The following is a 16,650-nucleotide window of genomic DNA, read 5'->3' as shown; positions in this document are numbered from 1 at the left end:
TGCGAGGCTCATATATAACAACTAAAAATCAAAATAGTTCATTTTCTCAAAAGCAACAATTTCTTCTCCAAACCAGTCATTTAACAGCAAAATACGCGCTTGAATCGGCTCTAACTCGTTGACCACATAAATCTGAGCCGCATCCTTAATAGCACCAAATCCTCCTGCGTTCTGCGGCACAATCCCCATCAACTGCGGCGGAATGCGCAGGCTCGCCAGAACGTCGTCGCGGGTCTGGTTCTTAATCGAGTTGAATTCATCCTTGGCCGTCACTTCACTAACCGGGATGATTTGCAGGCCATCTTTCTTTCCGTTCGGCGAGTACACGAACAGGTTGCGGAAGTTGCCCGGCCCCTTGGAGTCCTTCAACGCCTTGCGCAGAGCGTCAACGTCCGCTTCATTCTGCGCCGGGTCGGTCATGTAGAGGATGAACCCCGCATGACTGCCGTTCTCGTAATACTTACGTCGGAACAGCGTCGCCGACTCATTAAGCAACGCCGACTGCAATGCACTTACCCACTCAGGTAACCCATAAATTTCCTGATGCAGATCAGCTTCCCGTAGATGAAAAATGGTTCCAGATTCGAACTCATGTTCCTGCGTCCGACCCTGGACCTGAAAAAAGCGCCCATCCCGACCAGGTCGTATATATTTCGCCAATGGCGGTACCAGTTCCCGCACCGTACCCAACACTGAACGTCGTGCCTCAAGGTAGCCATTGCCCAGGCACAGAAAATCCAGGGCAAACTGTTCAAACGCTGCCCGCGACAGCAGCCGGTGCGGGATGAACGTCTTGCTCAATAGATTGCGCTTGAACATCAACCCCGAATGCAGATGCACACTCGCCCCCACCGACCGTGCCAACCCATGAAGCGACAACGGCGGTTCGTACCAACGACCGTTAAACCAACACTCCAGATAATCGAACAGCTCTCGCCCACTCAGTACCGGCGATGGCTCACCAAAACTGAACACCTCGACCTTCCCTGCCGAACGAGGGATGAGCTCCTGCTGTCCCAGGGCCTGAACAGCAGGCACACGCTGTTGCTGTCTACGACGATTCGCCATCAAAAAATCTCCATCCGCCCGGTATTGGCAGTGGTCTGCCCCTCCAGCGGTTCGTTGTGCAATGCATGGAAAAGCGCCCACGCCAGATCGGCGTGACCGGTGTTGTCGTTGCGTCCGGCGGTGTAGGTGAACTGGCGCCCGCCCGCCGTGACGGTCTTGCGGATCGCCATCAGCGATTGCGCCATGTCGGTCCAGCCGGCATCGAACTCCAGCCGCCCCCTGTGGATAACGTCGTAGGCCTTGAGCACCAAGCGCGTCTTCACCTCGGGCGAGTAGCTGAAGGTGGTGACATTGGGGAAGAACTGGCGCACCAGCTGGGCCACACCACTGCCCAGTCCGGTGACATCGATTCCGATGTAGGTGACCCAGTAGCGGTCGCAAACGCCCTTGATGAACGCGGCCTGCGCGGCAAAATCCATTCCCCGAAACTGATGCCGCTCAAGCACCCGGAACTTACCGCCAGGCACGGTCGGTGGCGCGCAGACCACCAGCCCGGAACAGTCCCCCGTCTCAGCAGGGTCATACCCCACCCACACCTGACGATCGCCGAATGGGCGTTTTGCAAACGGCTTGTAGTCCTCGGCCCATTCAACCCAACTGTCCACCATGCACGTCTGCAACAGCGTCAGCGGGAAGATGCTCGCCCCATCGTCGACGAACTCGCACATCAGCAGATTGGCGAACGCCTCAGGGCTGTACTCCCGGCGCAGTTCCTCGATATCGAACAGGTCGCAGCCACCCTGCTCCGCGTCCAGGATCGTGACGATCTGCCGCCACAACCGATCCTCACAGAACCGCCCCTGCTGGAGCGAACCGTGAGACACGTCCACTTTCGTATGCTGCGCCGCTGGCTTGCCCTTGTTGAAGCGCTCGCCGGTCCAGAAGGTGTAGGCCTCGTGGGCCATGCTGGAAGGCGTCGAGAAGTAGGTTTTACGCCACTTCTTGTGCATCGCCATGCCCGAGGCGACCTTATTCAGTTCCTCAAACTTGAACGTCCAGAAGAATTCGTCGAAGTAGAAATTGCCGTGGTAGCCCTGGGCGGTACGGGCATTGGTCCCAAGGAAAAACAGCTCGGCGCCGTTGGGCAACACGATAGGATCGCCGGTCAGCTCAACCCCGATCACCTCACGGGCAAACGCTTGGATATACCCCCGAAACAGATAGGCCTGATTCTTCGACGCCGACAGGAAAATCTGATTCCGCCCGGTCTCCAGCGCATCGATAAACGCCTCACGAGCAAAGTAGTAGGTAGCGCCGATCTGCCGGCTCTTGAGGATAACGCGGGTCCGCTGATTCCCCGCCCGATACCAGTCCCTCTGGTAATCAAAACACTCATCAAGAAAAGCCTCACGCAGCAGCTCGATCTGTTCTTCGCTGATGTCGTTTTTCGGGGTCTTTTTCTTCGGTCCGGCATTGCGTTTCGCCAGGTTCGGGTTGAGGTCGGTTTCGGTTCCACCCTCCTGATACCGCTGAATCCGCGCCTGTCGTTCAAGTTGGCGGTGCAGCAGGTCAATTTCCTTGAAGTCGCCGTTGCTCTTCTTGTCCTTGAGGATCAACTGCACCAGCCGCGCTTCCAGCGCCCCACCGATCCGTTCGACATTGTCGGCCCGGTCCCACTGGTCGCGAGCCTTCCAGCTATGGAGTGTTTTCTCCTTCTCGCCCGTGGCCTCGGCAATCTCGCAGACGCGCCACCCCATCCAGTACAGAAACTTGGCCTGGCGCCGGGAGTCGATGGGGAGTAATTCCGTCGTAGTCATGGCCGTGATGCTGCCGCCCGCGCCCCGGACTCAATAGCGGCACCCCTTGTAACCCTTCTGCCTACAACGCCGTCTCGTTGCCGCAATGCGCGCGCGTCACGACCATGCCCCTCATTGCAGCGCTCAACGCATTGAGGATTCCGGGCATGAAAAAATTTCGCAGCAAATGGTTCCGGGTCGCAGTGGAAGGCGCGACCACCGATGGTCGCCGCATCGAACGCGACTGGATCGAACAGATGGCAGCCACCTACGACCGCAGCAAATACGGCGCGCGCGTCTGGATGGAGCACATTCGCGGCACCCTGCCCGACTCACCGTTCCGGGCCTATGGCGACATCCTCGCGCTCAAGGCCGATGACGTTCAAATCGACGGCAAAACTGTCCGCGCACTGTTCGCCCAGATCGAGCCCACCGACGACCTGGTCAGCATGGTCAACAAGCTCAAACAGAAGATCTTCACCAGCATCGAAGTTCACGAGAAATTCGCCGACACAGGCAAGGCCTACCTGATGGGCCTGGGCGTCACCGACACCCCGGCCAGCCTTGGCACCGAAATGCTCGCGTTCTCCGCGCAAAACCCCGACGCCAGCCCGCTGAAATCGCGCAAGCAATCGCCCGACAACCTGTTCACCGCCGCAATGGAAACCGAACTGATCTTCGAAGAGTACGAGGACAAACCCAGCTTTGGCGCACAGCTCTTCAGCCGCGTGCAGGATTTGCTCAAACGTAAGGAAGCCAAGGACGAAGGCGAGTTTTCCGCCCTGGGCCAGGCCGTCGAAGCTATCGCAGAACACGGCAAAGACCTCGCCGATCAATTCAACGACACACAACAAGCACTCGCTCAACTGCGCACCGAACACCGACAACTGAGCAGCGACTTCAGCGACCTGAAAACCCGACTCGGCAACACCCAGGACCACACCCAGACCACGCGCCCACCGATAACAGGCGGCGGCAACCAAGCCCTGGCTGAATTCTGACCCGACGGCCCAGCCCACCACCGGAGAACCCCATGCGCAACGAGACTCGAAAGCTCTTCAACAGCTACCTCGGCCAAGTCGCCAAACTGAATGGCGTCGACTCGGCCACCGCGACCTTCAACGTCGACCCGACCATTCAGCAACGGCTGGAAACCAAGATCCAGGAATCCAGCGAATTCCTGGGCAAGATCAACGTTATCGGCGTCGACGAACAGGAAGGCGAAAAGGTCGGGCTGGGCGTCGGCAGCACCGTGGCAAGCCGCACCGACACGACACAACGGCCACGTGAGCCGCGCAGTATAGGCACCCTGTCCGGCGACAAATACAAGGCCGTACATACCGACTTCGACACCTTCGTCACCTACAAGCAACTCGACGCTTGGGCCAAGTTTCCGGATTTTCAGGTTCGGCTTGCCGGGGCCATCGCCCAGCGCCAGGCCCTCGACCGCATTCAGATCGGCTTCTACGGCGTCCGGGCTGCCGATCAGACCGACCGCAACGCCAACCCGTTGCTGGAAGACGTCAACATCGGCTGGCTTCAGCAATACCGCAACAACGCCCCCGACCGGGTGCTAAAGGAAGGCGCTATCCCCGGAAAAATTCTGATCGGCAAAGGCGGTGACTTCAAGAATATCGACGCCCTGGTCTACGACGCCATCCAGTTGCTCGACCCGTGGTATCGCCGCAATCCCGGCCTGGTGGTCATCACCGGGCGCGAGCTGGTGCACGACAAGTTCCTCGCCCTGGTGAACAAGGATCAGGACTCCACCGAAGTGCTCGCCAGCGATCTGATCATCTCCCATCGCCGTGTAGGTGGGCTGCCGCTGTTTGAGGTGCCGTACATCCAGGAAGGCGCGCTCATGATCACCACCTTCAAGAACCTGGCCATCTACTGGCAGATCGGCGCTCGCCGTCGCTACCTGAAGGAAGAGCCCGAATGGAGCCGCATCAGCAACTTCGAATCGTCGAACGAAGCCTATGCCGTCGAGGACTACGGCCTCGGCTGCGTGGTTGAAAATATCGAAGTCATCGACCTGGAAAAACCGGAGCCTGAAACCAATACATCTGGCGGCGAGGATTGATCATGGCCCTCAGTCTTGCGCAAGCCCACCAGCGCCGCACCCGTGCAGCCATGGAGTCGGCCAAAGCCTCCCCGGCCCACTCCATGGAAGGCGCCACAGCCTACGAGCATCAACTGAATCAGCTCCTGCAAGACCGCTTGCGCCTGAAACAGATCCAGTCCAACGAAGGCAAAGCCGCGCTCAAGCTCCAGCTCCTGCCCGAATACATCCCCTACGTGCAGGGGGTGCTGAACGCCGGTAACGGTGCCCAGGATGAAGTCATGACCACCGTGATGGTCTGGCGTATTGATGCCGGCGACTACAGCGGCGCGCTGGACATTGCCGCCTACGTGCTCCAGCACAAGCTGCTGATGCCCGACCGTTTCGAGCGCACCACCGGCTGCCTGATCGCCGAGGAAATCGCCAGCGCCGCACTGCGTATCCAGAAGGTGGGCGACTCATTCGACATAGACATTCTGCATCGCACTCTTGAGCTGACCGACGCCCAGGACATGCCCGATCAGGCCCGCGCCAAGCTCTATCTCGCCACGGGCCGCGCGACTCTGGAGGACCTGAGCGCCGACAACGCTGGGCAGCCAGGCCAGATACAGGCCGGCATCGAGCTGCTGGCACGGGCGATCAAGCTGCACGACGCCTGCGGCGGGAAAAAAGACTTGGAAAGCGCCGAGCGCCTTCTGAAAAAACACACCGCCCCAGGCGGTTAACCGAGCGTCCCCACGCACCCCGCCGGCTCGGGGCGGATCGGCCAGACCACGCCCCTGAACGTGAAACCCCGACCACCGGCGACCTACTACAGAGCGACTGTCCATGAGCGGATTCGTAGCGGACGGGCCTACCGAAAGCGGCCATATCAACACCGATCCTTTCTGGCCCTCGATTGACCTCGACGAAGTGCGCGGCACCTTGCGCATCGACTCCGGCGTCACCTCGGTGCGACTGGAAACCGCCGCTATCGCCGCCGCCATCAACGTCAATCGCGAGTTGGCCGAATGGCGGATCGGCAAACAGGCTCAAGGCTATGAGGAACTGGCGGACGTGCCCGCCGGCCAGGTCAACGAACGTTCCGAGCTGGTCCACCTGTACCTGCGCGCTGTCTACGCCGCGACCGGTGCCGAAATCAGCGAACGCTACCGCTCCTACGACAGCACCAATACCGGCCATCAGAACGCCGACCAGCTCACCCCCAGCATCGACGAATACCGCCGAGACCAGCGCTGGGCCATCAGCGACTTACAGGGCAAACGGCGCTCCACTGTGGAGCTGATCTGATGACAACCATTGTCCATGCTTTCCAGAACGATACGGTCGATGCCCTGTGCTGGCGGCACTACGGACGCACCGCAGGCGTAACCGAGGTCGTGCTTGAAGCCAACCATGGCCTTGCCGACCACGGTCCCACCCTGCCGCAAGGCTTGGCCGTCGCGATGCCCGACGCCCAGGCGCCCGCCCCGCAGAGGCAGATGGTGAATCTATGGGACTGACCGCCCTGCAACTCGCCCTTGAACCCACTCACTCTGGACCATGGAATGAAGCGCATGCCTGAACGTCCCGACACCTGGGCTTGGTTTGCCGCCTGGCTCGAACAGCATTGGCCGACCCTGTACGCCGGCATCCTGGCCCTGATCATTGCCGCGCTTCGGATCATCTACGGCGGCGGCACAGTGCGCCGCATGATGATCGAGGCCCCGCTATGTGGAGCCCTGGCACTTGCAGCCAGCCACGGCTTGGCATTACTCGGCATTCCGGCTTCCACCGCGCCCTTTTTCGGCGGGGTCATTGGCCTGCTCGGCGTCGAAGGCACCCGCGCCGCCGCCAGGAAATTTTTCATCCGCAAGGCAGATCAACTATGACTCCACTACGCCACGGCGACCGCTCACAAGCGGTGCGCGACCTGCAAAAGAAACTGAACAGCCACGGCGCCACACTGGTGATCGACGGTGACTTCGGCGATATCACCGAACAGGCCGTACGGGCCTATCAGTTGAACGTCGGATTGGTTGCCGACGGTATCGCCAATACCAAGACCCTCACCGCCCTGGCTGATATCGACTGCCAGAAGCTGCTGAAAAACTCCGACCTGGTCGCCGCCGCCCAGCGCCTCAACGTGCCACTGGCTAGCGTCTATGCGATCAATGAGGTGGAATCCAAGGGCAAAGGCTTTTTCGATAACGGTAAGCCGGTGATTCTGTTCGAACGGCACATCATGTACCGCCAGCTTGCGAAGCCCCGGCACGAAGGTGATGACCCTGACGAACTCAAACGCCAAGCCGACAAGCTCGCCCTCTCCCACCCAACCATCGTCAACCCGAAACGCGGCGGCTATGTCGGCGGAACCGCCGAATACCAGCGCCTGGGCAGCGCTCGACTGATCGATGACACCGCCGCCCTGGAGTCCGCTTCCTGGGGCGCGTTCCAGATCATGGGCTTTCACTGGCAGCTTCTGGGTTATGCCAGCGTGCAAGCCTTTGTGGCGGCCATGAGCACAAGCGAATCGCAACAGTTCGACGCTTTCGTCCGTTTCGTCGAAACAGATCCAGCGCTGTTCAAGGCCCTCAAGGCACGCAAATGGGCCGACTTTGCCAAGCTCTACAACGGCCCCGATTACGCCCGAAATCTCTACGACATCAAGCTACAGCGGGCCTACGAAAGACACGCCGACTGCGGTTGCGGTCAGGAGGTCGCGGCATGATCGATCTCGACGGCGTGCGCAGACTCAACGTGCAGGACGGCGATCTGCTGGTCGTACCGGAAAACACCGAAGACCAGGGCATGCAGGATCTGGTGGCGGCTCTGGGCTACCTGATACCCGACGCTAACATCATCGTCGTGCGTGGCCCGGTGGAGCTGATCGACGAAGCGGACATGAATCGGCTCGGTTGGTATCGCTCATGAGCACCTTGCGCCAGGCCTTGTACGGCATTGCCTTACTCGGTGCCCTGGCGCTGCTTATCTGGGGGCAACAGCAGCGTATCAATGCCGCTGTTAGCGCCAAGACCCTGGCCGAGCAGAACGCCCGCAAAGCCCGCGAAGACGCCGAGCACAACCTGAGCACCGCCCATACCCTGCGCGACATCCTGCAACAGGAGCGCCTTGCCCAGCAGCAACTGCGCGGCCAACAAGAGCAACTGCGCCAGGGCCTGGCCCGACGCGAACACCAGATCGAGGTGCTGAAACGTGAAAACTCAGAACTGCGTGATTGGGCTACTCAACCTTTGCCTGATGCTGCTCGCGGGCTGCGGGAGCGCCCCGCCCTTACCGGCGCCCACGCTTATCGTCAGTGGCTGTCCGGTCGTGGTGCCATGCAGCCTGCCGGCGACCCGCCCAAACAATAACGGCGACCTACTCACCGATCAGGACCGCATCGAAAACGCCTGGGCCGACTGCGCGGCGCAAGTCGACATGATCTACCGACAACAGGTGCCCGATGAACAAGCCCGCTAGCCTGCGCGCCCATCTGCTAGCCGCTGTTCCTGAGCTTCGGCACAGCAACGACCGTCTGCTGATTTTTATCGACAACGGTAAAGTCAGGTGCACCGCCGCTTCCAGCCTGTCGTTTGAATACAGCTACGATCTGCAGGTCATCCTCACCGACTTCGCCGGCCACCCGGACAGCGTCATGCTACCGCTGCTCGGCTGGCTGAAGGTCAACCAGTCCGAGTTGCTGGAAAACCTCGACAAGTCCGCCGACGGCATCAAGTTCGAAGCCGACCTGATCGACAAGAGCAAGGTCGACATGAGCCTGAGCCTGCCGCTGACCGAGCGCGTGCTGGTGCGAACAGACGACGAAGGCAATGTCACCATCACCCACCCCGGAGAGCCGCAGCGTAACCCCGACTGGCCCGGCAGCGGCCCGGAATGGATAGTGCCCCATGGCTGATCTGGAGGCGTTGGAGGACTGGGCCAATAGCCTGCTCAGGAAGATGCAACCCGCCGAACGCGCCAAGCTCGCCCGCGGCTTGGCCGTGGAGTTACGCCGTAGTCAGCAACAGCGTGTGCTCGCCCAGCGGAACGCCGATGGAACCCGCTATGCACCGCGCAAGACACGTGATCTGCGCGGCAAAAAAGGTCGGATCAAACGCAAGGTTAAGATGTTCCAGAAGCTGCGCACCGCCAACTATCTCAAGGCTCGCGGCGATGGCAATGCCATTTCAGTGGGCTTCACCGGGCGCGTGGCCCGGATTGCCAAAGTGCATCAGTACGGTTTAAGAGATCATGCCGAACGTGGCGTACCTGAAGTGAAATACGCTCAGCGAGAAGTATTAGGCCTTAATCCCTCAGACCTTGATTTTATTCGTGACAGGTTGCTAGCCCATATCAGAGCCTAGTCAGCACCGGACAGAGTAAAAAAGGCGAAAAACTAGAAAGATAGCCAAACGCCACCTACAGTCAAAGTGCACCAATAAAAACATGAGAAATGCAAGCCAACAGCGCCAAATCTTTGACATTTCAGGGAGCGATAAAATGCACACTCAAAAAATCATATGGCCTCTAGCTTTAGCCCTAGCTTTTACCTTGTCTGGATGCGGAAACTGGAGCTCCGTGTACCATACTCATCAATTCACCGACAACTCTTCCGCTCTAGTGGATATCAACACAAGAACAATTTTAAGCTCAAGAAAAATTACTGACACCACTGACCCCACGACAAAGACCACAGTTAGAACCACCATTGATAGAACCTGCGCCGAACCAAGCCCCGACGCGCTAACAACATACGCAGCAAACTTAAGCGTCAGCAAAAATATAGCACCACCATCAAGCCTAAGCCTTTCTGGCGGATATACTTCAGACGGACAATACGTCGGCAACAGAACGGAAACAATACAACTCTTAAGAGACCAACTTTATAGACTCTGCGAAGCTTACATAAACAACGCAATTGATGACGACACCTATGAAATGTTAATGCTCCGCAGCCAACGGTACACCCTAGCACTCATGGCCACTGATAGTCTCTCACAAATGGCAAACTCTAAAAATCAGCCATCGACAGCACTAAAAATATCAGACACACAAAAAGCGGCGAAAGCGGAATTAGAAAAACTAAAAGCAGACGAAACCACATTAAACACCTCCAACGCATCAGACAAAGAAACAAAGTTGTCGGAGAATAAAAAACTGCAGGACGCTCAAAGTAAAATCATAGCAGATGAAGTAAAAAAATCAGGCGACGCAGCCAAAACACCTATTACAGACACATCGAACAATGCCGCGAGCGAGAGCGCAACAAACGCCATGATACTGATCGTAAGCGGATTAATTGGTTCTGGCGACGAAGCGTACAAATGTTTCAACTATATGCGCACCCTAGAAAAAGAAAACATAACAACCACCGCCATAAAAGGAAGCCCAGGTGAAATACTTAGAACTTTTTGCACCAGCGTTTTCAACCGCGTCGCACTAGGTAACACCAACGAAGAACCAAACACTCCAACAGGGTCAACGCCAAATACCGGAGTAAAAAAAGTCACACCAAAATTACAAATGCTATACAAACCAACAAACATCAAAAGCATAATGCCAGGAAGTGGAATTTAAAACACCCACTAGAGGCTAAATCTATAGATTTAGCCTCCCCCCCCCCCAAATACCAAAGAGCTTAGTCACAAAGCACTCTATGCAAACACTATACTCACTCATGTAAACGACAAGTCTACAAGTCACGCAAGCTGCGCCCACACGCACGAAGCGCCACCATCGGCGCCATGAACGATCTAGCCACCCTCGCCCGCCTGCTCGAAAACCTCATCCGCTACGGCACCATCGCCGAAGTCCAGATAAAGCCCCCGCGCGTCCGGGTGAAAACCGGTGACCTGACCACTGGCTGGCTACCTTGGCTCGCCCTGCGTGCCGGTTCCGACACCGAATGGGACCCGCCCACCCCAGACGAACAGGCAATCCTGTTCAACCCATCCGGCCAACTCGGCAACGGTGTAGTCCTGATCGGAATCTACAGCGATGCACACCCAGCCAACGGCGACCGTATCGGCCTGCACCGCCGCACCTACCGCGACGGTGCCGTCATCGAATACGACAGCATCGCCCACCACCTGCGCGCAGTCCTACCGGACGGCGGCACCACCGACCTGATCAGCCTCGGTGGCCTCCACATCGTTGGCCCGATCACCCACGAAGGCGACTACACCCAAACCGGCAACCAGAGCGTCACCGGTACCATCACGGTTTCGGAAGACGTCATTGCCGCCGGCATCAGTCAGGTCAACCACGTTCACGGCAACGTCACACCCGGCAACGCCCAGACAGGTGCCCCGGAATGAACCGAGAAACCGGCGGCGCCATTGAGCAACTGCCGCATATCCGACAGTCCATGACCGACATCCTGACCACCCGCATCGGCACCCGTGTGATGCGTCGTGAATACGGCAGCCTGCTCCCCGAACTGGTCGACCATCCCTTCAACGACGCCACCCGCCTGCGAGTCTACGCCGCCGCGACCATGGCAATCATGCGCTGGGAACCGCGCATCAGCCTCAGCCGTGTGCAGTTCCTCGGCGCCGATCTGCAAGGTCAGTCTGAAATAGACCTGGAAGGCACCGTCGTCGATAGCAATGAACCCTTGAGCCTCAAGGTACCGCTACAACTGGGCGGTGGAGCATGAACACCTTCGTCCCCATCGACCTCAGCCAACTGCCGGCACCGCAAGTCGTCGAGCAGATTGATTACGAACAGATCCTGGCCGAGCGCAAGGCCTACGCCATCAGCCTATGGCCGGTTGAAGAACAGGAGGAAATCGCCGCTCGCCTGGAACTGGACTCAGAGCCACTGACCAAGCTGCTGCAAGAGAACGCCTACCGCGAAATGATCTGGCGTCAGCGGGTCAATGAAGCCGCCCAGGCAAACCTGCTGGCGAACGCCAGGGATACGGACTTAGAAAACCTCGCCGCCAACGTCAATGTAGAGCGCCTGGTCATCCATCCCGGCGATCCCAACGCCGTGCCGCCCATTCCCAAACAGATGGAAGGCGACGACAGCCTACGCGAGCGGGCACAAATGGCCTGGGAAGGCCTGAGCACCGCCGGACCACGCAACAGCTATATCTTTCACGCCCGCAACGCTAACGGACGTGTCGCCGACGCCACGGTAGTCAGCCCCGCCCCCGCTGAAGTCATGGTTACGGTGCAATCGGCGCTCGGTGATGGCAGCGCCGAGCAGGAACTGCTGGATATCGTCGCCGCCTATTTAAGCGACGACGACCGCCGCCCCATCGCCGACCGCCTGACCGTACAGAGCGCCATCGTCGTCAATTACAACGTCGACGCGCTGCTCTACCTCAACACCATCGGGCCAGAGTCCGAGCCGATCCTTGCCGCCGCCGAAAAGCGCCTACTGGCCTATGTTCGACAACGTCGGCGCCTGGGTTTGGAAGTCTCCGAATCGGCCATCCATGCCGCTCTGCACGTCGAAGGCGTGCGTAAGGTAGAGCTGAACGACTGGGAAGATATAGAGGCTTCCTTTTCCCATGCACCGTACTGCACCGATGTCCGCCTGGCACTGGGTAACGACGGATGACCACCGCAACGCTGCTCCCACGCAATGCCACACCGTTGGAAGCTCAAGCAGCCCAGGCCCTGGCACAGATCCAACGTGTTCCCATCCCCTTGCGGCAACTCTGCAACCCAAACACCTGCCCGGTCCCGCTGCTGCCATACCTGGCCTGGGCCTTTTCTGTGGACAGCTGGGACAGCCGCTGGCCGGAGTCCGCCAAACGTGCCGCGATTCGCTCCGCGTATTTCGTGCACTCGCGTAAGGGCACCATCGGCGCCGTCCGCCGTGTGGTCGAACCGCTGGGCTACACACTCCATATCACCGAATGGTGGGAGTTCGACCCCATGGGAATTCCCGGCACCTTCAGCCTGGTGCTCGACCTCCCCGAAGATGGCGACCCTGACCAAGCTTATGACCAGCTCATATGGCTAATTGATGACGCCAAGCCTATCAGTCGTCACCTGATCGAACTGACGGTAAGCCTTCAAGTCACCGGGCAGCCTTACCTCAGCGCGAGCTGCGTCGACGCGGAAGACATCGATGTCTTCCCGCCCGCGCCCCAGGACATCGACACCCTCGCAATCCTGGACCACTGCGGACACGAACATAGCATCGACATACTGGAGGTATTCCCATGACCGACGAAAACCCGCGTTACCACTCGATCCTGACCGATATTGGGATCGACAAACAGGCGGCAGCGAACGCCGGGGGCATTCCCTGGAAGCTAGCAAAAATGGGCGTCGGCGATGCAGACGGCGGCGAACTGACACCCGATCCCGGCCAGATTACGCTGATCAATGAGCGCTACCGGGCACTGCTCAACGCGCTGATCAAAGATCCTGTTAACCCTGGCACCTGGATTGCGGAACTGGTGATACCCCTGGACGTTGGCGGCTGGTGGGTGCGGGAACTCGGGCTATACGACGAGGACGACGAGCTGGTGGCGGTCGCCAATTGCCCGCCTTCCTACAAACCCTTGCCAAGCCAAGGATCGGTGCGAACTCAGCGGGTCCGCATGCGCTTTGTCATAAGCAACAGCGGCCAGATCGAATTGATCGTCTCGGACGATATCGTCTTTGCCACCCACGAATACGTGGATCAGAAGATTCAGGAAGCACTGAATAGTGATGTCGGGGACGTCAAAACCGTTGCTACCGAGGAACCGCCGCGCGGTTGGTTGAAATGCAACGGGGAGACGGTATCGCGTACTCACTACGCCGCTCTGTTTGCCGCCATTGGTACTCGTTATGGCGAAGGCGACGGTAGTACCACCTTCCTCCTACCCGATTTGCGGGGAGAGTTTGTACGGGGCTGGGACGACGGACGCGGTATTGATGCGGGTCGAGAGCTGGGCAGCGTTCAGGACGGACAGAACGTATCACATACTCACTCAGGCACAGCCGATGCGGGCGGGGTCCACTCTCACGGAGGGAGGACGCACTTCGAAGGTGAACATATCCATTCCGCTTCGACGACAATCGAAGGGGAGCATGCTCATAGCATCTGGCCTATATCACAAAACATCTCAACTTCCCTCGGCGGCGGGCATTTTTCTGTTGGAAACGGTCTGACCGGTGGTTCAGGCGCTGCGGGGGCCCACGCTCACGGCGTCACTGTCGCCACCTCCGGTGAACATCAGCACACCCTCGTCACAGACAATAGCGAAACACACACTCACACCGTCACCGTCGAAGCTTCAGGCGGTGTCGAGGCCCGGCCTAGGAACGTGGCCTTGTTGTATGTGATCAAGTATTGAAACGGGGACGCGGTTTGCACGTCGGCACAAAGGATTGGTAGGCATCGTCAAGTGACTGCTGCTGAACCAAGGCATCCATGATCGCCTTGTTTAGCAGGTCATGTTCTTTCAACAAGTTTATCGCCTCGCTAGCGCTCAGCTCATTTTTTGCATATCGATCAATAATATTACGGGTTTCCATCGCGATTCCCTGTCGATTTGGATTACGCAAAAAAGGCTAACGCATTGGAAAGCCAAATGTTCCTTCCTTTCCAAAAACAGAGAAAGCTCCTACAAAAACATTAAGGGGCATCAAGTGACCGAAACCGACAAACACTAAGCCAAGCCTGTAATCCAGGACGTTACAAAGCCCACCGCTCGCCCCCCACCATCCTCGCGCGTCAGCCTGTGCACTGTCATTCCATCACTGCACAGGCATCCTCCATGGCCGACTATCACCACGGCGTTCGGGTCGTCGAACTCAACGACGGCACCCGCCCGATTCGCACCATCCCGACTGCCGTAATCGGCATGGTCTGCACGGCAGAAGATGCCGACGCCACCCTCTTTCCATTCGACACACCGGTCCTGCTGACCAACGTGCAAACCGCCATCGGCAAAGCCGGCGTCAAGGGCACCCTCGCGTCAAGCCTGCAAGCCATCGCCGACCAAACCCGCCCCTACACCATCGTCGTTCGCGTCGAGGAAGGTGACGACGATGCAGAAACCACCAGCGCCCTGATCGGCACCACCACCGAAGAGGGCAAATACACCGGCATGAAAGCCCTGCTCGCGGCCAAGGCTCGCCTGGGCTTGGTGCCGCGCATCCTCGGCGTACCGGGTCTCGACAGCCAGCCCGTCGCCACCGCTCTGACTGCTCTCGCCCAGCAGCTACGCGCCTTCTCATACGTCAGTGCCTGGGACTGCAAAACCAAGGAAGAAGCCGTCGCCTACCGCGACAATTTCGGCGACCGTGAAACCATGGTGATCTGGCCGGACTTCCAGAACTGGAGTACCGCCACCAACAACACCGTCACCGCCTCGGCGGTAGCCCGAGCACTCGGCCTACGGGCCAAGATCGACCAGCAGATCGGCTGGCACAAAACCCTATCCAACGTCACCGTCAACGGCGTAACTGGCATCAGCGCCGACGTGTTCTGGGATCTGCAAAACCCCGCCACCGACGCCAATTACCTCAACAGCAACGAGGTCACCACCCTAATCAACGAGGGCGGCCTGCGCTTCTGGGGCAGCCGCACATGCAGCGACGATCCGCTGTTCGCCTTCGAGAACTACACCCGCACCGCCCAGGTCCTGGCCGACACCATGGCCGAAGCGCACATGTGGGCTGTGGATAAGCCCCTGCATCCGTCCCTGGTGCGCGACATCATCGAAGGTATCAACGCCAAATTCCGCGAGCTGATCACAGCGGGCTACCTGATCGGCGGGAGCTGCTGGTATCCCGAAGACGCCAACGACAAAGACACCCTCAAGGCCGGGCGCCTGTTCCTGGACTACGACTACACCCCCGTACCACCGCTGGAGGACCTGACCCTACGGCAGCGCATTACCGACCGCTACCTGATGCAGTTCGCCAGCCAGGTCAACAGCTAACCCGGAGAACACGCCATGGCCCTGCCGCGAAAACTCAAAAACCTGAATTTCTTCAACGATGGCAACAGCTACCTTGGGCTCGCCATGTCCGTCACTCTGCCGCCGCTCGGTCGCAAAATGGAAGGCTATCGCGGCGGTGGCATGCACGGCCCGGTGAAGGTCGACCTGGGCTTCTCCGATGACGGCATTCAGCTGGAATGGAAAACCGGTGGGCTCGACCTGATCTCCCTGCGCCAGTTCGGCGCGGTCAATGCCGCCGGTATCGGCCTGCGCTTTTCCGGCGCCTTTCAACAGGACGACACGGGCGAAGTCAGCACTGTGGAAATCGTCGTGCGCGGGCGTCACGAGACCATCGACATGGGCGAAGCCAAGCCCGGCGAAGACACCGAACACAGCATCACCACCACCTGCAGCTACTACAAGCTGACTGTCGACAACGAAGAAATCATCGAAGTCGACCTGCTCAACTTTATCGAGAAGGTCAACGGCGTGGACATGCTGGAGAAACAGCGTAGCGCCCTTGGCATCTGACGCCCTTTGAGCCAAACCCGGAGACTCACATGACCACCAAAACTAAGACCGATATCACTGAAACCCTGGCGGCCGTCGATGACAACACGGTCACCCTCGACGCGCCGATCCAGCGCGGCAAGACCGAAATCAGCAGCATCGCTGTACGCAAACCAACTTCTGGCGAGCTGCGCGGTATCCAACTGATCGATCTGCTGAACATGGATGTCGCCAGCCTGATCAAAGTCATTCCCCGCATCAGCACACCCTGCATCACGTCCCCCGAAGCCGCCGGCATGGACCCCGCCGACCTGATGGCCGTCGGCAGCAAGATCATTGGTTTTTTGTTGCAGAAGCAGGCGAAGACGGACGCCTCCCTCGTTGCGTAGAGGACG

The 16,650-nt window shown here is 58.8% G+C and carries 23 protein-coding genes and 1 pseudogene; 21 read left to right on the top strand and 3 right to left on the bottom strand.

The features are described from left to right. Positions 1–21 precede the first annotated feature (21 nt). Together AC07VG_RS15810 and AC07VG_RS15805 are read right to left on the bottom strand one after the other, a co-directional pair. Entirely contained in the window at positions 22–1,068 is a 1,047-nt protein-coding gene (locus tag AC07VG_RS15810) for a phage portal protein (protein WP_495021502.1), read from the bottom strand. After that, the gene (locus tag AC07VG_RS15805; protein WP_495021501.1) at positions 1,068–2,825 is read right to left on the bottom strand and encodes a terminase ATPase subunit family protein; all 1,758 of its coding nucleotides are present in this window, start codon (positions 2,823–2,825) and stop codon (positions 1,068–1,070) included. The genes AC07VG_RS15810 and AC07VG_RS15805 overlap by 1 nt, the downstream gene beginning before the upstream one ends. A gap of 146 nt (positions 2,826–2,971) precedes the next feature. On the opposite strand from AC07VG_RS15805, the gene AC07VG_RS15800 reads away from it, so the two are divergent. The 18 genes and pseudogenes from AC07VG_RS15800 to AC07VG_RS15715 all read left to right on the top strand — a co-directional run bounded on the left by AC07VG_RS15800 (position 2,972) and on the right by AC07VG_RS15715 (position 14,152). After that, positions 2,972–3,805: a GPO family capsid scaffolding protein gene (locus AC07VG_RS15800; protein WP_495021500.1), complete on the top strand. Its 834-nt coding sequence runs from the start codon at positions 2,972–2,974 to the stop codon at positions 3,803–3,805. A gap of 32 nt (positions 3,806–3,837) precedes the next feature. Then, positions 3,838–4,887: a phage major capsid protein, P2 family gene (locus tag AC07VG_RS15795; RefSeq protein WP_495021499.1), complete on the top strand. Its 1,050-nt coding sequence runs from the start codon at positions 3,838–3,840 to the stop codon at positions 4,885–4,887. A gap of 2 nt (positions 4,888–4,889) precedes the next feature. Beyond that, a complete protein-coding gene (locus AC07VG_RS15790; RefSeq protein ID WP_495021498.1) occupies positions 4,890–5,591 on the top strand; it encodes a phage terminase small subunit in 702 nt (233 codons plus the stop codon). A gap of 103 nt (positions 5,592–5,694) precedes the next feature. Continuing rightward, on the top strand, positions 5,695–6,156 hold the full coding sequence (locus tag AC07VG_RS15785) for a head completion/stabilization protein (RefSeq protein ID WP_495021497.1): 462 nt from the start codon (positions 5,695–5,697) through the stop codon (positions 6,154–6,156). Further along, positions 6,156–6,368: a tail protein X gene (locus AC07VG_RS15780; protein ID WP_495021496.1), complete on the top strand. Its 213-nt coding sequence runs from the start codon at positions 6,156–6,158 to the stop codon at positions 6,366–6,368. The genes AC07VG_RS15785 and AC07VG_RS15780 overlap by 1 nt, the downstream gene beginning before the upstream one ends. A gap of 45 nt (positions 6,369–6,413) precedes the next feature. After that, positions 6,414–6,737, top strand: a complete 324-nt coding sequence (locus tag AC07VG_RS15775) for a phage holin, lambda family (protein ID WP_495021495.1) — start codon at positions 6,414–6,416, stop codon at positions 6,735–6,737. Then, positions 6,734–7,576, top strand: a complete 843-nt coding sequence (locus tag AC07VG_RS15770; protein ID WP_495021494.1) for an N-acetylmuramidase domain-containing protein — start codon at positions 6,734–6,736, stop codon at positions 7,574–7,576. The genes AC07VG_RS15775 and AC07VG_RS15770 overlap by 4 nt, the downstream gene beginning before the upstream one ends. Further along, positions 7,573–7,779, top strand: a complete 207-nt coding sequence (locus AC07VG_RS15765; protein WP_495021493.1) for a hypothetical protein — start codon at positions 7,573–7,575, stop codon at positions 7,777–7,779. Before AC07VG_RS15770 ends, AC07VG_RS15765 begins: the two co-directional genes overlap by 4 nt. Beyond that, positions 7,776–8,219, top strand: a complete 444-nt coding sequence (gene lysB / locus AC07VG_RS15760) for an Rz-like lysis system protein LysB (protein ID WP_495021492.1) — start codon at positions 7,776–7,778, stop codon at positions 8,217–8,219. The genes AC07VG_RS15765 and lysB overlap by 4 nt, the downstream gene beginning before the upstream one ends. Next, positions 8,134–8,328, top strand: a pseudogene (gene lysC / locus AC07VG_RS15755) (Rz1-like lysis system protein LysC); the annotation flags it as partial. The gene lysB and the pseudogene lysC, both read left to right, overlap by 86 nt. After that, positions 8,312–8,764 (top strand): phage tail protein, encoded by a 453-nt coding sequence (locus AC07VG_RS15750; RefSeq protein WP_495021491.1) that lies wholly within the window; start codon positions 8,312–8,314, stop codon positions 8,762–8,764. The pseudogene lysC and the gene AC07VG_RS15750, both read left to right, overlap by 17 nt. Next, on the top strand, positions 8,757–9,212 hold the full coding sequence (locus tag AC07VG_RS15745) for a phage virion morphogenesis protein (protein ID WP_495021490.1): 456 nt from the start codon (positions 8,757–8,759) through the stop codon (positions 9,210–9,212). Before AC07VG_RS15750 ends, AC07VG_RS15745 begins: the two co-directional genes overlap by 8 nt. A 136-nt stretch (positions 9,213–9,348) precedes the next feature. Next, a complete protein-coding gene (locus tag AC07VG_RS15740; protein WP_495021489.1) occupies positions 9,349–10,425 on the top strand; it encodes a hypothetical protein in 1,077 nt (358 codons plus the stop codon). 167 nt (positions 10,426–10,592) lie between these two features. After that, positions 10,593–11,165 (top strand): phage baseplate assembly protein V, encoded by a 573-nt coding sequence (locus AC07VG_RS15735; RefSeq protein ID WP_495021488.1) that lies wholly within the window; start codon positions 10,593–10,595, stop codon positions 11,163–11,165. Then, on the top strand, positions 11,162–11,506 hold the full coding sequence (locus AC07VG_RS15730) for a GPW/gp25 family protein (protein WP_495021487.1): 345 nt from the start codon (positions 11,162–11,164) through the stop codon (positions 11,504–11,506). The genes AC07VG_RS15735 and AC07VG_RS15730 overlap by 4 nt, the downstream gene beginning before the upstream one ends. Next, entirely contained in the window at positions 11,503–12,417 is a 915-nt protein-coding gene (locus AC07VG_RS15725) for a baseplate J/gp47 family protein (protein WP_495021486.1), read from the top strand. The genes AC07VG_RS15730 and AC07VG_RS15725 overlap by 4 nt, the downstream gene beginning before the upstream one ends. Next, positions 12,414–13,031, top strand: coding sequence for a phage tail protein I (locus AC07VG_RS15720; RefSeq protein WP_495021485.1), 618 nt, complete (start codon positions 12,414–12,416; stop codon positions 13,029–13,031). The genes AC07VG_RS15725 and AC07VG_RS15720 overlap by 4 nt, the downstream gene beginning before the upstream one ends. After that, complete coding sequence (locus AC07VG_RS15715; RefSeq protein ID WP_495021484.1) at positions 13,028–14,152, top strand: phage tail protein; 1,125 nt, start codon at positions 13,028–13,030, stop codon at positions 14,150–14,152. Before AC07VG_RS15720 ends, AC07VG_RS15715 begins: the two co-directional genes overlap by 4 nt. Here the strand turns inward: AC07VG_RS15715 and AC07VG_RS15710 are convergent. Next, entirely contained in the window at positions 14,142–14,333 is a 192-nt protein-coding gene (locus tag AC07VG_RS15710) for a hypothetical protein (RefSeq protein WP_495021483.1), read from the bottom strand. The two genes, AC07VG_RS15715 and AC07VG_RS15710, sit on opposite strands and share 11 nt — an antisense overlap. Positions 14,334–14,575: 242 nt before the next feature. On the opposite strand from AC07VG_RS15710, the gene AC07VG_RS15705 reads away from it, so the two are divergent. From AC07VG_RS15705 to AC07VG_RS15695, 3 genes are read left to right on the top strand one after another with little or no spacing between them, the layout of a single operon-like run. After that, on the top strand, positions 14,576–15,745 hold the full coding sequence (locus AC07VG_RS15705; RefSeq protein ID WP_495021482.1) for a phage tail sheath protein: 1,170 nt from the start codon (positions 14,576–14,578) through the stop codon (positions 15,743–15,745). Positions 15,746–15,760: 15 nt separating this feature from the next. Continuing rightward, positions 15,761–16,276 carry a phage major tail tube protein gene (locus AC07VG_RS15700; RefSeq protein WP_495021481.1) on the top strand — a complete coding sequence of 172 codons (516 nt, stop codon included), beginning with the start codon at positions 15,761–15,763 and terminating at the stop codon, positions 16,274–16,276. Positions 16,277–16,305: 29 nt separating this feature from the next. Next, on the top strand, positions 16,306–16,644 hold the full coding sequence (locus tag AC07VG_RS15695) for a phage tail assembly protein (protein WP_495021480.1): 339 nt from the start codon (positions 16,306–16,308) through the stop codon (positions 16,642–16,644). Positions 16,645–16,650 lie beyond the last annotated feature (6 nt).

It is taken from the genome of Pseudomonas sp. GW821-FHT03C07, assembly GCF_059420925.1.
Note: the sequence above shows the minus strand (reverse complement) of the source record. Positions and strands in the feature narration are given on the sequence as shown.

Bases quoted from the DNA above. Each gene is read 5' to 3' on its own strand.
- AC07VG_RS15805 (WP_495021501.1), bottom strand. From the start codon at position 2,825: ATGACTACGACGGAATTACTCCCCATCGACTCCCGGCGCCAGGCCAAG.
- AC07VG_RS15785 (WP_495021497.1), top strand. From the start codon at position 5,695: ATGAGCGGATTCGTAGCGGACGGGCCTACCGAAAGCGGCCATATCAAC.
- AC07VG_RS15720 (WP_495021485.1), top strand. From the start codon at position 12,414: ATGACCACCGCAACGCTGCTCCCACGCAATGCCACACCGTTGGAAGCT.
- AC07VG_RS15770 (WP_495021494.1), top strand. From the start codon at position 6,734: ATGACTCCACTACGCCACGGCGACCGCTCACAAGCGGTGCGCGACCTG.
- AC07VG_RS15750 (WP_495021491.1), top strand. From the start codon at position 8,312: ATGAACAAGCCCGCTAGCCTGCGCGCCCATCTGCTAGCCGCTGTTCCT.
- AC07VG_RS15765 (WP_495021493.1), top strand. From the start codon at position 7,573: ATGATCGATCTCGACGGCGTGCGCAGACTCAACGTGCAGGACGGCGAT.
- AC07VG_RS15810 (WP_495021502.1), bottom strand. From the start codon at position 1,068: ATGGCGAATCGTCGTAGACAGCAACAGCGTGTGCCTGCTGTTCAGGCC.
- AC07VG_RS15790 (WP_495021498.1), top strand. From the start codon at position 4,890: ATGGCCCTCAGTCTTGCGCAAGCCCACCAGCGCCGCACCCGTGCAGCC.
- AC07VG_RS15800 (WP_495021500.1), top strand. From the start codon at position 2,972: ATGAAAAAATTTCGCAGCAAATGGTTCCGGGTCGCAGTGGAAGGCGCG.
- AC07VG_RS15695 (WP_495021480.1), top strand. From the start codon at position 16,306: ATGACCACCAAAACTAAGACCGATATCACTGAAACCCTGGCGGCCGTC.
- AC07VG_RS15730 (WP_495021487.1), top strand. From the start codon at position 11,162: ATGAACCGAGAAACCGGCGGCGCCATTGAGCAACTGCCGCATATCCGA.
- AC07VG_RS15740 (WP_495021489.1), top strand. From the start codon at position 9,349: ATGCACACTCAAAAAATCATATGGCCTCTAGCTTTAGCCCTAGCTTTT.
- lysB (WP_495021492.1), top strand. From the start codon at position 7,776: ATGAGCACCTTGCGCCAGGCCTTGTACGGCATTGCCTTACTCGGTGCC.
- AC07VG_RS15700 (WP_495021481.1), top strand. From the start codon at position 15,761: ATGGCCCTGCCGCGAAAACTCAAAAACCTGAATTTCTTCAACGATGGC.
- AC07VG_RS15710 (WP_495021483.1), bottom strand. From the start codon at position 14,333: ATGGAAACCCGTAATATTATTGATCGATATGCAAAAAATGAGCTGAGC.
- AC07VG_RS15735 (WP_495021488.1), top strand. From the start codon at position 10,593: ATGAACGATCTAGCCACCCTCGCCCGCCTGCTCGAAAACCTCATCCGC.
- AC07VG_RS15725 (WP_495021486.1), top strand. From the start codon at position 11,503: ATGAACACCTTCGTCCCCATCGACCTCAGCCAACTGCCGGCACCGCAA.
- AC07VG_RS15795 (WP_495021499.1), top strand. From the start codon at position 3,838: ATGCGCAACGAGACTCGAAAGCTCTTCAACAGCTACCTCGGCCAAGTC.
- AC07VG_RS15715 (WP_495021484.1), top strand. From the start codon at position 13,028: ATGACCGACGAAAACCCGCGTTACCACTCGATCCTGACCGATATTGGG.
- AC07VG_RS15780 (WP_495021496.1), top strand. From the start codon at position 6,156: ATGACAACCATTGTCCATGCTTTCCAGAACGATACGGTCGATGCCCTG.
- AC07VG_RS15705 (WP_495021482.1), top strand. From the start codon at position 14,576: ATGGCCGACTATCACCACGGCGTTCGGGTCGTCGAACTCAACGACGGC.
- AC07VG_RS15745 (WP_495021490.1), top strand. From the start codon at position 8,757: ATGGCTGATCTGGAGGCGTTGGAGGACTGGGCCAATAGCCTGCTCAGG.
- AC07VG_RS15775 (WP_495021495.1), top strand. From the start codon at position 6,414: ATGAAGCGCATGCCTGAACGTCCCGACACCTGGGCTTGGTTTGCCGCC.